Origin of the sequence: Paracoccus hibiscisoli (assembly GCF_005048265.1) — a bacterium.
Lineage (GTDB): Bacteria > Pseudomonadota > Alphaproteobacteria > Rhodobacterales > Rhodobacteraceae > Paracoccus > Paracoccus hibiscisoli.
On sequence record NZ_SUNH01000002.1, the window covers coordinates 17,889 to 31,291 of the forward strand.

Annotated in this window: 12 protein-coding genes; 5 read left to right on the forward strand and 7 right to left on the reverse strand. The window is 70.1% G+C overall.

Going from position 1 to position 13,403, the window contains the following annotated elements:
- Positions 1-85: 85 nt before the first annotated feature.
- From FA740_RS00520 to kynU, 4 genes are all read right to left on the reverse strand, one after another.
- Positions 86-3,124 (reverse strand): efflux RND transporter permease subunit, encoded by a 3,039-nt coding sequence (locus tag FA740_RS00520; RefSeq protein ID WP_136854823.1) that lies wholly within the window; start codon positions 3,122-3,124, stop codon positions 86-88.
- A complete protein-coding gene (locus FA740_RS00525) occupies positions 3,121-4,221 on the reverse strand; it encodes an efflux RND transporter periplasmic adaptor subunit (protein ID WP_136854824.1) in 1,101 nt (366 codons plus the stop codon). The genes FA740_RS00520 and FA740_RS00525 overlap by 4 nt, the downstream gene beginning before the upstream one ends.
- Positions 4,218-5,276: an efflux RND transporter periplasmic adaptor subunit gene (locus FA740_RS00530; protein ID WP_136854825.1), complete on the reverse strand. Its 1,059-nt coding sequence runs from the start codon at positions 5,274-5,276 to the stop codon at positions 4,218-4,220. Before FA740_RS00530 ends, FA740_RS00525 begins: the two co-directional genes overlap by 4 nt.
- Before the next feature lie 72 nt (positions 5,277-5,348).
- Positions 5,349-6,536 (reverse strand): kynureninase, encoded by a 1,188-nt coding sequence (gene kynU / locus FA740_RS00535; protein ID WP_136854826.1) that lies wholly within the window; start codon positions 6,534-6,536, stop codon positions 5,349-5,351.
- A gap of 62 nt (positions 6,537-6,598) precedes the next feature.
- Between kynU and FA740_RS00540 the strand changes: the two genes are divergently transcribed.
- Positions 6,599-7,399 carry an alpha/beta hydrolase gene (locus FA740_RS00540; RefSeq protein ID WP_136854827.1) on the forward strand — a complete coding sequence of 267 codons (801 nt, stop codon included), beginning with the start codon at positions 6,599-6,601 and terminating at the stop codon, positions 7,397-7,399.
- Here the strand turns inward: FA740_RS00540 and FA740_RS00545 are convergent.
- Entirely contained in the window at positions 7,381-8,217 is an 837-nt protein-coding gene (locus FA740_RS00545; RefSeq protein WP_136854828.1) for an aldo/keto reductase, read from the reverse strand. The genes FA740_RS00540 and FA740_RS00545 overlap by 19 nt on opposite strands.
- A 123-nt stretch (positions 8,218-8,340) precedes the next feature.
- Between FA740_RS00545 and FA740_RS00550 the strand changes: the two genes are divergently transcribed.
- From FA740_RS00550 to bluB, 4 genes are all read left to right on the forward strand, one after another.
- On the forward strand, positions 8,341-9,087 hold the full coding sequence (locus FA740_RS00550; RefSeq protein WP_169306181.1) for a DUF421 domain-containing protein: 747 nt from the start codon (positions 8,341-8,343) through the stop codon (positions 9,085-9,087).
- A gap of 3 nt (positions 9,088-9,090) precedes the next feature.
- Positions 9,091-9,423: a hypothetical protein gene (locus FA740_RS00555; RefSeq protein ID WP_136854830.1), complete on the forward strand. Its 333-nt coding sequence runs from the start codon at positions 9,091-9,093 to the stop codon at positions 9,421-9,423.
- Between the two features lie 131 nt (positions 9,424-9,554).
- Complete coding sequence (locus tag FA740_RS00560; RefSeq protein ID WP_136854831.1) at positions 9,555-10,817, forward strand: lytic murein transglycosylase; 1,263 nt, start codon at positions 9,555-9,557, stop codon at positions 10,815-10,817.
- The gene (bluB, locus tag FA740_RS00565; RefSeq protein WP_136854832.1) at positions 10,814-11,497 is read left to right on the forward strand and encodes a 5,6-dimethylbenzimidazole synthase; all 684 of its coding nucleotides are present in this window, start codon (positions 10,814-10,816) and stop codon (positions 11,495-11,497) included. Before FA740_RS00560 ends, bluB begins: the two co-directional genes overlap by 4 nt.
- 3 nt (positions 11,498-11,500) lie before the next feature.
- Here bluB and FA740_RS00570 read toward each other — a convergent pair whose 3' ends face one another.
- Both FA740_RS00570 and FA740_RS00575 read right to left on the reverse strand, forming a co-directional pair.
- Complete coding sequence (locus tag FA740_RS00570) at positions 11,501-11,986, reverse strand: RNA pyrophosphohydrolase (RefSeq protein WP_136854833.1); 486 nt, start codon at positions 11,984-11,986, stop codon at positions 11,501-11,503.
- Positions 11,983-13,398, reverse strand: a complete 1,416-nt coding sequence (locus tag FA740_RS00575) for a S41 family peptidase (RefSeq protein WP_136854834.1) — start codon at positions 13,396-13,398, stop codon at positions 11,983-11,985. Before FA740_RS00575 ends, FA740_RS00570 begins: the two co-directional genes overlap by 4 nt.
- Positions 13,399-13,403: the final 5 nt, after the last annotated feature.

Below are 13,403 nucleotides of genomic sequence, written 5' to 3' on the forward strand. Positions count from 1 at the left end.
CCGGGGCGTTCCGTTGCGTCCCGCGACGGCCGGGGGGCTGCCGCCCCCCGGACCCCCCGCCCACCGCGGTCACGCCCCGACAAGCCTAGCGCCGGGGCGGCCTGACCCGGAACACCGCGCAATAGAGCGCCGGCACGAAGACCAGCGTGACCAGCGTGCCCGCGATGATGCCGCCCATCATCGCATAGGCCATCGGCCCCCAGAACACCTGCCGCGAGATCGGTATCAGCGCCAGCGACGCTGCCGCCGCGGTCAGCAGGATCGGGCGGGCGCGGCTGTCCGAGGCCTCAAACACGGCGTCCCACTGGCTGCGGCCCTTGTGCAGCAGTTCCTGGATCTCGTGGACCAGGATGACCGAGTTGCGGATCAGGATGCCGATCAGCGCCAGGATCCCCAGGATCGCCACGAAGCCCATCGGCACACCGAAGGGGACCAGCACGGCCACCACGCCGATCAGCCCCAGGGGTGCTGCGGCAATGACCACCAGCGAGGCGCGGAACCCCTGCATCTGCGCCATGACCAGCACCGCCATGATCAGCAGCATCACCGGCACCACCGCCGCGATCGGAGCCTGGCTGTCGGCAGAGCTTTCGACGCTTCCGCCCACCGCGATGCGGACATCGGGGGGCAGGGTCGCCTGGTATTCGGCCACCTGCCCGGCCAGCGCGGTCACCAGAGTCGCGGGCTGGTCGGCGGTGGCGATGGCGGCCTTGACCGTCACCGTCGGCAGACCGTTGCGCTGCATGATCAGCGGCTGTTCCGACCCGTATTCCAGCGTCACCAGTGCGGCCAGCGGCACCGTGCGGCCATCCGACAGGTTCAGCTGCACGCTGCGGATCGAATCCAGCGACTGGCGGTCATCGGCCATGCCACGGACCACCACGTCGATCAGGAAGATGTCGTCGCGCAGCTGCGTGACCCCCGCCCCGCTGAACAGCGCGGTCAGCGCCTGCGCGATATCCGCGCTGGTCACGCCCAGCTGGCGGGCCTGGTCCTGATCGACCACCAGGCGGACCATGCGCGCGGGCTCGTTCCAGTCCAGGGCGATGTCGCGCAGCCGCGGCTCGGACGCGATCAGCGTGGCCAGGCCTTGGGCCGCGTCGCGGGCGGCATCGGCATCGGGGGCGGTCACGCGATACTGCACCGGCTTGCCCACGGGCGGGCCGATCTCGAGGTTCTTGACATAGATGTCGACGCCGGGAAATTCCGCCGCCGCCAGCGCGTTCAGCCGCGCCTTGACCCGGTCGCGGGCGGCCAGGTCGGGGGTCTGGATCACGATCTGGCCCATATGCGGCCCCGCCGTCGGCACGTCCATCGACAGCACGAAGCGCGGCGCCCCCTGCCCCACATAGGAGGTCCAGAACAGCACGTCGTCATCGCCCGCAAGGCTGGCCTCCAGCCGGTCCATGTCGGCGCGGGTGCGCGCGATGGATGCGTTCTGGCGTTCGGTGATGTCGACCAGAACCTCGGTCCGGTCCGAGGTCGGGAAGAACTGCTGTTCGACGAACCGCATCCCCCAGACCGATGTCGCAAAGATCGCCAGCGTCACCGCGATGGTCAGCCATTTCAGCCGCATCGCCACGCGCAGCAGGCGGCGAAAGCCCCGCCGCAGGCGCCCCGGCCCGGCATGGCCATGCCCCATGTCGGCCCTCAGGAAGGTCACGCCCAAGAGCGGCGCGAACAGCACCGCCACGACCCAGGACACGACCAGCGACACCGCGATGACCACGAACAGCGAGAACGTGAACTCGCCCGCAGCAGAGCTGTTCAGCCCGATCGGGATGAAGCCCGCGACCGTCACCAGCGTCCCGGTCAGCATCGGGAACGCGATCGAGGTCCAGGCATAGCTGGCCGCATCGGTCAGCGATTCCCCGATCTCCAGCCGTGAGATCATCGTCTCGATGGCGATCATCGCGTCATCGACCAGAAGGCCCAGGGCGATGATCAGCGCGCCCAGAGAGATCCGCTGCAGCGTGATGCCGTACAGGTCCAGGATCACGAAGGTGATCGCCAGGCACAGCGGAATGGTCAGCGTCACCACCAGCCCCGCGCGCAGGCCCAGGCTGATGAAGCTGACGACCAGCACGATGGCCACGGCCTCGGCCAGGGCGGTGACGAAATGGCCCACGGCCTCCTCGACGACATGGGGCTGGTCGGCGATCTTGGCCATCTCGATGCCGATGGGCAGGTCGGCGGCGATGCCCGCCATCAGGGCGTCCAGCTCTGCGCCGAACTCCAGGATGTTGCCGCCCTGACGCATCCCGATCTGCAGCCCGATGGCGGGCTGGCCGTCGTAACGGAACAGCGATTGCGGCGGGTCGCGATAGCCGCGCGTGACACTCGCCACGTCGCCCAGGTTGAAGAACCGCTCTCCGACGCGCAGGTTCACGGCCTCGATCGAGGCGGCACCGTCGAACTGGCCGCCGATGCGCAGCAGGATGCGTTCGGGGCCCGCCTCGATCACGCCCGAGGGCGCGATGGCGTTCTGCTGGGCCAGGGTAGCGATCACCTGCGCCTGGTTCAGGCCCAAGGCCGCCAGCCGCGCGGCCGAGAACTCCAGGAACACCTGTTCGTCCTGCACGCCCAGCAATTCGGTCTTGCCCGCCGCATCCAGCGCCGCGACCTGACGGCGGATCGCCTCGACCCGGTCGCGCAGCTCGCGCGGGGTGAAGCCGTCTGCGGTGAAGGCATAGATGTTGCCATAGACGTCGCCAAAGCTGTCGTTGAACTGAAAGCCTGCGAATTCCTGCGGGAAATCGGGGCGGATGTCGCCCATCATCTGGCGGACGCGCTTCCACACCTCGGGGACGGCGGGACCGCGGATGGTGGGGTCCAGCTCGACATAGACGACCGCCTGGCCGGGCGCGGTGACCGAGCGGGTAAAGTCCAGCTCGTCCAGCTCCTCCAGCTTGGTCTCGATGCGGGTGGTGACCTGGGTCAGCGTCTCGTCGATGGTGGCGCCGGGCAGGGCGGCTGCGATGATCATCGTCTTGATGGTGAAATCCGGGTCTTCCTCGCGGCCCAGGTTCAGATAGCTGATGGTGCCCGCGATCATCGACACGATCAGCAGGAACCACACAAAGCTGCGATGCCGCAGCGCCCAGTCCGACAGGTTGAATCTCACGGCTGCAGCCTCCGGCCGACGGGCTGGCCGGGGGCCAGGGATTTCACGCCGCGAATGACGACCTCGTCGCCCGCGTTCAGGCCCCGCGTGATCGACACGCGCCCGCGGAACGGGGCCGCGGCCTCGACCGGGGCGGGGTCGACGCGCGCCGCCCCGCCCTCGCGGGTGACGCGCCAGACAAAGGGTCCGTCATCACCCGCAACCAGCGCCTCGGCGGGCAGCGACAGCGACGGCGCGTCGGCGGTGCCAAAGCGCGCGCGGACCAGCGCCCCAAGGCGAAAGGGCGCCTCGGGCGGCAGGGTCAGATACAGCCGCCGCGTGCGCGTGGCGCTGTCGGCAACGGGGTCGATGCGGTCCAGCCGCGCGGTCACCCCGGCCTGCGGATCGCTGCGGTGCCAGACGGTAAAGCCCGCGCCGGGCTCCAGCCCGATCAGGGCCTGTTCGGGCAGGTCGATCACCACCTCGGGACTGTCCTGCGCGGACAGCTGGATGACGGGCGCGCCCGCCCCCACCACCGCGCCTGGCGCCTCGAAGACGGCGCTGATCACGCCGGCAAAGGGCGCGGTCATGCGGGCGAACCCCTCGGCATCCTCGGCGCGCAGCAGTTCGGACCGGGCCTGCTCGACCGCGGCGCGGGCGGCGCTGGCGGCCTGGCGGGCCTGCTCCAGCTGGGCGCCGGGGGCGACGTTGCGCGCGGCCAGGGCCTGGGTCCGCTCCAGCGTGGCCTGGGCGGTGCGGTCCTGCACCTCGGCCGCGTCCAGGGCTGCACGGGCAGCGCGGGTGGTGGCGGCCAGATCGTCGGTGGACAGCCGCGCCAGCAGATCGCCCGCCGCCACCCGGTCGCCCAGATCGACGGGCCGCTCGACCATCCGCCCCAGGGTCTGAAAGCCCAGCTGGACCTGCGTGCGGGCCACGACGACGCCGGGGATCCAGCGCGCATCCGGGCCGCGATCGGCGACGATATCGGTGACCACCGGACGCGGCGGGCCCGCAGGCTCCTGCGCCTGCCCGCCGAAACTCAGCCAATCGGGCAGCGACAGGGCCGCCACCGGTCCGCAGGCCAGCACCAGCGCAAGGGCCAGGACCGCGCGCCTCATGGCCGGACCTCGGCGGGCTGCACGCGGCGGCCGGGATACAGCAGCTGCGCCCCGTCGCCGACCACCTGCTGACCATCCGCCAGCCCGTCCGAGACATAGATCGTCCCGTCCCCGAAATGGCTGATCGTGACCGGGGTCAGCGCCACGCGCTCGTCATCGCCCACGATCCAGACCGCCGGGTCGTCGCCCGACCGCATCAGCGCGGTCCAGGGGACCACCACCCCCTCCTCCAGCGCCAGGTCCAGATGCCCGCGCACCGATGCGCCCAGCAGGGCGGTGCCGTCCTGGGCCATGTCGATGCGGGCGCGCACCGCGACGGTGCCGGTGCGCGGATCGACCAAGGGGGCGACCTCGGACACGGTGGCGGTCATGTCGGGGCGGTCGATATCCAGGGTCTCCAGCCGGACCTGACGGCCCAGGATGTCGCGCAGGACCGGGTCGTCGGGGGCCTGGAACACCGCCTCCAGGCCCGACAGCGCGGCCAGCGTCAGCACCGGCTGCGCGGCGGCGACCACCTGGCCGGGGGCCAGCGTCTTGGCGGTCACGACCGCATCGGCGGGCGCGCGCAGGACGGTATCGTCCAGCGCCCGGCGCGCCTGATCGGTTGCCGACTCGGCCCGTTCCAGCGCGCCCTGGGCCTGGGACAGCGCCTGTTCGGCCTGATCGGCGGCCGCCCGCGTGCCCACGCCGCGTGCCAGCAGGGCCGCGGCACGGTCCTGGGCCTGGCGGGCCTGCTCGACACCCGCGCGGGCGGCCGACAGCCCGGCCTCGGCCACGTTCAGCGCCTGATCCTGCTGGACCGCGTTCAGCCGCGCCAGGGGCTGGCCCTGCGTGACCCGGTCGCCCTCGGCCACCAGCAGCGCGGTCACGCGGCCACCCTGGCGAAAGCCCAGCTCCAGCGTGTCGATGGCCTCGATCTGGCCGGTCAGCTGCATGTCCAGATCCAGCGGCTGCATCCGCGCGGTCACGATGGTGACGCGGATGTCGGGCGGGGCGGTCTGCGCATGGGCGGGCAGCCCGGACAGCAACAGGACAAGGGGGAACGATCTGAACATGGGGGGCGGAGTCCACGACTGGTGTCGCCACAGCTTTCGGCGCTTTCCCGCGACTTGGAAAGCCCCCTTTCCCTAGGTCACGTCGGCCTTTCGATGAAATTCCTCCTGATCCCAGCTGGCATCGCGCAGGATGCGGGCCAAAACCTCGACGGCCCGCGACACATCGTCCAGATCGTTATACAGCGGCGCGAACCCGAACCGCAGCACGTCGGGCGCGCGGAAATCGCCCACCACCCCTGCCGCGATCAGCGCCTGCATCACCGCATAGCCCTGCGGATGGCAGAACCCCACCTGCGATCCGCGCATGGCCGGGTCGCGCGGGCTGTTCAGGACCAGATCGGGGCACTGGGCCTCGACCCCTGCGATGAAGGCCTCGGTCAGCGCGATGGACCGCGCGCGCAGGGCCCCCATGTCGACGTGGTCCCAGATGTCCAGCGACGCCTCCAGCGCGCTCAGCGCGATGACGGGGGGCGTGCCCACGCGCATCCGCTCGATCCCCGGCGCGGGGCGATATTCCTGGTCAAAGGCAAAGGGCGCGGCATGGCCCATCCAGCCTTGCAGGATCGGTTCCGCCACCTCGGCATGGCGCGGATGGGTCCAGATGAAGGCCGGCGCCCCGGGCCCGCCGTTCAGGTATTTATAGGTGCAGCCCACCGCGAAATCGGCATCCGCCCCCAGCAGGTCCACATCCACCGCCCCCGCCGAATGGGCCAGGTCCCAGATGGCCAGCGCGCCGGCCTCATGCGCGCGGGCGGTCAGGGCGGGCATGTCGTGGCGGCGCCCGGTGCGGTAATCGACCTCGGTCAGCATCAGGACGGCCAGATCGGGGCCGATGGCGGCCTCGACCGCCTCGGGGGCCACCACGCGCAGGGTCGCGCCCAAGGCGCGCGCGATCCCCTCGGCCACGTACAGGTCCGACGGAAAGTTGCCGCTGTCCGACAGGATCACCCGGCGGTCGGGCCGCAGGGCCAGCGCCGCGCTCAGCGCCTGGAACACCTTGATGGACAGCGTGTCGCCCATGACGACCTGACCGTCACCCGCGCCGATCAGCCGCGCGATGCGGTCTCCGACCTTGCGCGGCTGGACATACCATCCGGCCTTGTTCCAGCCGGTGATCAGCATCTGGGACCATTCATCCGCCATCATCGCGGCCACCCGGTCGGCGGCGGCACGGGGCATCGGCCCCAGGGAATTGCCGTCCAGATAGGTCATGCCGTCCGGCAGGTGGAATGCGGCGCGGGTCTTGGTGAAATCGGTCATCGTGGGCTCCCTCTTGACGCGACGATAGCGCCGCGATTGGCTGCCCGAAAGAGGGGGAACCGATGCTGTACCAGATCACCGATTGGGACGAAGCCTATGCCAATGGCGCGCATATCCCGAATGCCGATGCCTATGTCCCCCGCTGGACCGACGCGGCGGCGGCCTTTCGCGCCGCCCATCCGCCGCAGGATCTGGGCCGCGGGCATCTGTTCCTGCCCGAGGGCGCGCCGCGTGGGTTGATGGTGTTCATCCATGGCGGCTACTGGATGCGGTTCGACCCGACGCTGTGGTCGCATCTGGCGGCGGGGGCGCTGGCGGCGGGCTGGGCCTGCGCCATGCCCGGCTATCCGCTGGCACCCGATGCGCGCATCGCTGACATGACCCGCATCGTGGCCGACCAGATCGCGCAGGCGGCGGGCCGCGTGGCGGGGCCGGTGGCGCTGACCGGCCATTCGGCGGGCGGCCATCTGGCCGCGCGGATGATCTGTCCGGGCGTCCTGCCCGATGCGGTGGCGGCGCGCGTGACCGCCTGCGTGCCGATCTCTCCGCTAAGCGACCTGCGCCTGCTGATGCGCACGGCGATGAACGACACGCTGCGCCTGGATGCGGCGGAATCCGTCGCGGAAAGCCCTGCCCTGCTGGAACCCCGCGCGGGCATCCCGGTCACCTCTTGGGTCGGCGGGGCCGAGCGTCCGGAATTCATCCGCCAGGCGCGGCTTCTGGCGGATGTCTGGGCGGGGCTGGGGGCGGCGACCGAATGCGTCATCGACCCCGGCCGCCACCATTTCGACGTGATCGAGGCGCTGGCGGACCCCGCCAGCCCCCTGATGCGCCGCCTGCTGGATCAGAGCGGCTTGCGATAGTCGAACTCGTCGGGGTCCGGCCCGGTGCGGTGCCCCCGGTCCAGCGCGTCGATGGCCGCCATCTCCTCGGGCGTCAGGGTGAAATCCAGCACGTCGAAATTCTCGGCCAGACGCTCGGGCCGCTCGGATTTCGGAATGACCGACAGGCCGTGCTGGATGTGCCAGCGCAGGATCACCTGCGCCACCGTCCGCCCCGTGCGCGCAGCGGCATCGCGGATCGCGGGCGCATCAAAGCTGTCGCCGCGACCAAGGGGGGTCCAGCTTTGCGTGACGATGCCCAGCTGCTTGTTCACCGCCCGCAGCGGCGCCTGCACCAGTGAGGGGTGCAGCTCGATCTGGTTCAGCACGGGCGCGACGCCCGTCTCGTCGATCAGGCGGCGCAGATGCGGCTCGTGGAAGTTGGCGACGCCGATGGACCGGACCCGGCCTTCGTCCCGCAGGCGGATCAGCGCCTTCCAGGTCTCGACATAGGCGTCCATCGCGGGCAGCGGCCAGTGGATCAGATACAGGTCCAGATAATCCAGCCCACAGCGATCCATCGTCGCGTCAAAGGCCCGCAGCGCCGCGTCATGACCCTGCGCATCGTTCCACAGCTTGGAGGTGACAAAGATCTCGTCGCGCGCCACGCCGCTGTCGCGGATGCCCTGCCCCATCCCGGCCTCGTTCTTGTAGGCGGCCGCACCGTCGATCAGCCGGTATCCGATGCGCAGCGCCTCGGCCACGACGGCGGGGGTCGCGGCATCCTCCACCTGCCAGATTCCGGTGCCCAGCTGGGGCATCGTCCGTCCGTCGTTCAATGTCATCATCGGTTGGGTCATCGCGTCATCCTTTGGCTCATGCCCGCCCCAACGCCCGGACCTGCCTGCGGTTCATCCATCCGGAACCCCGCGCCCCCGGCGGCGGTTGTGCCGCGCGCCATACCCGTCGCGAAAGGCCCCCCAATGGACCCCCAGGTCATTCCCTTCGACCTCTCCCGGATGTTTCTGGGCGACCACCCGCCCCTGTTCTATGCCGAGATCCTGTTCCGCACCCTGCTGATCTATGTCTATGCCCTGCTGATGATCCGATGGATCGGCGGGCGCGGCGTGGCGCAGCTGTCGATGGTCGAGTTCCTGCTGGTCATCGCGCTCGGCTCGGCGGTGGGGGACGCGATGTTCTATCCCGACGTGCCGCTGCTGGCGGCCATCGCGGTCATCACCATCGTCGTGGGGCTGAACAAGATCCTCGACCGGCTGATCGTACGCTTTGACCGGGCCAAGCGCATCATCGACGGCCGCCCCGTGGCGCTGGTGCTGGACGGGCGCATCCTGCCAGGCGCGCTGTCCCATCGCGACCTGGGCGTCTCCGAGATCAAGGCCATGCTGCGCCTGGCGGGCATCGCCAACCTGGGCGAATTGCGCGCCGCGTATCTGGAGGCGGGGGGCGGGCTGTCGGTCTTTCGCCGCGCCAGCGCGCAGCCCGGCCTGTCGCTGCTGCCGCCCGATCACCTGGTGAACGCCGACCCGCTGCCGGACAAGCCGCTTGCGATGGACGGGCAGACATGCTGTTGCCTCTGCGGCGCCCTCAGCGGGGCGCAGATCATCGCCACCCGCGCGCCCTGCCCCGAATGCGGTGGGCGGGCGTGGCTGGCCCCCGAATGGCCCGAAGGGGCCGCGCCCGCCCCCGGCGGCGCCAAACCGATGGAGTGACCGATGAAGGTCTTTACGCTGGTCGTCGAACTGGGCCGCCGCGCGGGCGACGGCCTGCCCAAGGGCGCCACCGGCGCGGGCCTTGTCTGCTATGCCGCCGGCCATGACGAACCCGAGGCCGTGCGCGAGACCGTGGCCATCCTGAAACAGGCCGACATGGCGCCGCTGGACGTCACCGGATACGGCACGCTGGAGGAACGCCTGGCCGACGGCCACGAGATCGACGAGGCCGAACGCGCGCTGATGGACCGCGCCCTGGCCGAAAATTCGGTGATCATCGCGCAGATGACCCCCTGGTTCGGCGATGCGCCCGACCCGGAATCGCTGCTGCACTGAGGGGCGGGAAAAGCCGGCACCACGCCCTACCCAAGGGGGAATCCTTCGGCTAGACTGACCGGAATGAACCAAATCCGGGCCACAGATCCGGGTCAAGAAAACTTCGGCAGTCCAGAACAGGCGATTCCTTCATGTCCATTTCCCGCATCTTCCTGTCCACCACCCTGATCGGCGCGCTGGCGGCCTGCGCGTCGCCCGTGTCGCGCATGCCCAGCACGGGCGGCCCCTCGATCCCGGCCAATGTCACCGTCACGCCCATCCCGCCCGCCGCCCCCGGCGACGAGGCCGGGCTGCAGCGCTTCGTCCAGCAGTTCCGCGCCCGTGCCGTCTCCTCGGGCGTGTCGCCCGCGACCTATGACCGCGCCATGGCGCTGGCCCGCTACAACCCCGACGTGATCCGTCTGGACCGCCGCCAGGCCGAATTCTCGCGGCCCGTCTGGCTGTATCTGGACAGTGCGGTGTCGGACGTGCGCATCACCACCGGCCGCCAGAAGCTGGCGCAGCTGGCCCCGACCCTGGCCCGGATCGAGGCGCAATACGGCGTCCCGCGCGAGGTCGTCCTGTCCGTCTGGGGGATGGAATCGAATTTCGGCGCGAACCGGGGCCGGATGCAGATCATCCCCTCGCTGGCCACGCTGGCCTATGACGGCCGCCGCGGAGAGATGTTCCAGAACCAGCTGATCGCCGCCCTGCGCATCATCCAGGCGGGCGATGTCGACCCGGCCGGCATGCTGGGCAGCTGGGCGGGCGCGATGGGCCATACCCAGTTCATGCCGACCTCGTATCTGGAATACGCGGTCGATTTCACCGGCGACGGCCGCCGCGACATCTGGTCCGAGGACCCGACCGACGCGCTGGCATCGACCGCCGCCTATCTGGCCCGCAACGGCTGGCAGCGCGGTCAGGCCTGGGGCGCCGAGGTCCAGCTGCCCGCCAACTTCAACATGAGCCTGATCGGCAAGGGCACCCGGCGCGCCGACTGGTCCGGGATGGGCGTGCGCCGCATCGGCGGCGGCGCGATGCCGTCGGGCAGCGGCTCGATCATCATGCCGGCGGGGGCGCGGGGTCCGGCCTTCTTCATCGGCGACAACTTCCGCTCGATCCTGCGCTACAACAACTCGGACAACTATGCTCTGGGCGTGGCCTTCCTGGCCGAACGCATCGCGGGCCGTCCGGGCATCCAGGGCGCCTGGCCGCGCAGCGACCGCGCCCTGTCCACCAGCGAACGCGAAGAGATCCAGCGTCGCCTGGCCCAACGCGGCTTCTATCAGGGAGAGATCGACGGGCTGTTCGGCTCGGCCACGATGGAATCGGTCTCGGCCTTCCAGCGCTCGATCGGGGTGACGCCGGATGGCTATCCGACCTCGATCCTGCTGGACCAGCTGCGCCGGTGACGGAGGACACCGACGGCCTCGCCCCCGCGGGGCCGTTCACGCCAGAGGAACGCGCGGCCGTCTATCGCGCGATCCGCCAGCGCCGCGACGTGCGCGGCCAGTTCCGCCCCGACCCGGTGGACCCGGCCACCCTGCGCCGCCTGCTGCAGGCCGCGCATGACGCGCCCTCGGTCGGGCTGTCGCAGCCCTGGAACTTCATCCTGATCCGCGACCCGGGCACCCGCCAGCGCCTGCACGACGCGTTCCAGACCGCCAATGCCCAGGCCGCCACCCGCTTTCCCGACCGCAAGGCGCTTTACTCCTCGCTGAAGCTGCAGGGCATCCTGGAGGCGCCGGTGAACCTGTGCATCACCTGCGATCGCACGCGCGGCGGGCCGCATGTGCTGGGCCGCACCCATGACGCGGCCACCGACCTCTATTCCACGGCCTGCGCGGTCCAGAACCTGTGGCTGGCCGCGCGGGCCGAAGGCATCGGCGTGGGCTGGGTCAGCATCTTCGATCTGGACGATCTCAGCCGCATCCTGGCCCTGCCAGACCATGTCGTGCCGGTGGCCTATCTGTGCATCGGCCATGTCACCGAACTGTATCAGCAGCCGGAATTGCAGGCGCGGGGCTGGGCCGACCGCCTGCCGCTGGACGATCTGATCTTTCAGGACGCATGGGGCACGCCGCCCTCCTGACCGTCAGGCCAGATGCGGGCGGAACGCCTCCAGCACCTCGGCATAGACGGCACGCTTGAAGGGCACGATCCCCTCCAGCAGGGCGTCCGCCTGCATCCATTGCCACTGGTCGAACTCGGGGTGATCGGTGTCGATCCGGATCTCGGCATCCTCGCCCAGAAACCGCAGCAGCAGCCATTTCTGCCGCTGCCCGCCGAATCGGCCCTTCCAGATCCGGCCCACCATGTCCGGCGGCAGGTCATAGAACACCCAGTCCAGGCTCTCGGCCAGAACTTCGACCCGGTCGGCGGGCACGCCGGTCTCCTCGGTCAGCTCGCGCAGGGCGGCCTCGCGCGGGGTCTCGCCCGCGTCGATCCCGCCCTGCGGCATCTGCCAGGCGCCCGGCATGTCGATGCGCGCGCCCGCAAAGATCAGCCCCGCGCGGTTGATCAGCACGACCCCCGCGCAGGGGCGATAGGGCAAGCCGCCCGGCCCGGTCCGCTCGCTCATCCCTGATCGGGCGCATCGGTGCCGCCCGCACCCTCGCCGGTGACGGCGGGGGTGGCGGTGGCAGGCACCTGATCGGCGCGGAAATTCACCGCCGCCAGGCCCTTCAGCACATCGACCGCATAGGCCAGCTGGTAATCCTCGTCGCGCAGCGCTGCGGTGGCCTCCAGCTCGGCGGCCTCGCGGTCCATCTGCTCGCGCTCCTCGTCGCTGACCTCATTGCCCAAGGCACCGCGCAGACCGGCCTCCGAGCGGCTGAAGTTGCTGGAGCTGCGCGCCTCGTCCTCCTCCGAGGTCGGCGCGGGCCGGGGCTGGGCCACCAGGATGTCGGGCTGCACGCCCAAGGCCTGGATCGACCGCCCCGACGGCGTGAAATAGCGCGCCGTGGTCAGTCGGATGGCACTGTCGGCGGTGACCGGCATCACGGTCTGGACCGATCCCTTGCCGAAGGACTTCTCGCCAACAACGATGGCGCGGCGGTGGTCCTGCAACGCGCCCGCGACGATTTCCGACGCGCTGGCCGAACCGCCGTTGATCAGCACGACCATCGGCTTGCCCTGGGCCAGATCGCCGGTCTCGGCGTTCCAGCGCTCGCTCTCTTCGGGGTTGCGGCCCCGGGTGCTGACGATCTCTCCGGCGTCCAGGAACGCGTCCGAGACGCTGATCGCCTGGTTCAGCAACCCGCCCGGATTGTTGCGCAGATCCAGAACGAAACCGGTCACCCGGTCGATTCCACCCGCCTCCTCGACGGCCTTGTCCAGCTCGGCGCGCAGCGTGTCATAGGTCTCGTCGTTGAAGGTCGACACGCGCAGCACGACCGCATGCCCCTCCACGCGCGACCGCACCACGGTCAGCTTGATCGTGTCGCGCGCCATGGTCAGGTCGAACGGCTCGCTCTCGCCCTCGCGCAGGATGGTGATGGTGATCTCGGACCCGATGGGGCCGCGCATCATGTCGACCGCGCTGTCCAGCGGCAGGCCCAGCAGCGATTCGCCGTTCACATGGGTGATGAAATCGCCCGGCTCTACGCCCGCATTGGCGGCGGGCGTGTCGTCGATGGGGGCCACGACCTTGACCAGCCCGTCCTCCTGGCTGACCTCGATGCCCAGGCCGCCGAAACTGCCGCGGGTCTGGGTCTGCATGTCGGAATAATCGTCCGCCGACAGGAAACCCGAATGCGGGTCCAGCGATGTCAGCATGCCGTTGATGGCCGCCTCGATCAGCTCCTTGTCGTCGGGCGCCTCGACATAATCGGTGCGGATACGCTCGAAGATGTTCCCGAACAGCTCCAGCTGCTGATAGATCGAGGTGTTGCTGCGGTCGGCCTCCTGCGCCAGCAGCGGGCCCGCGATCTGGGTTGTGGCCAGCGCCCCGGCCAGAACGCCCCCCAGGCCTGCGATCAGATAATGTTTCATGGCGG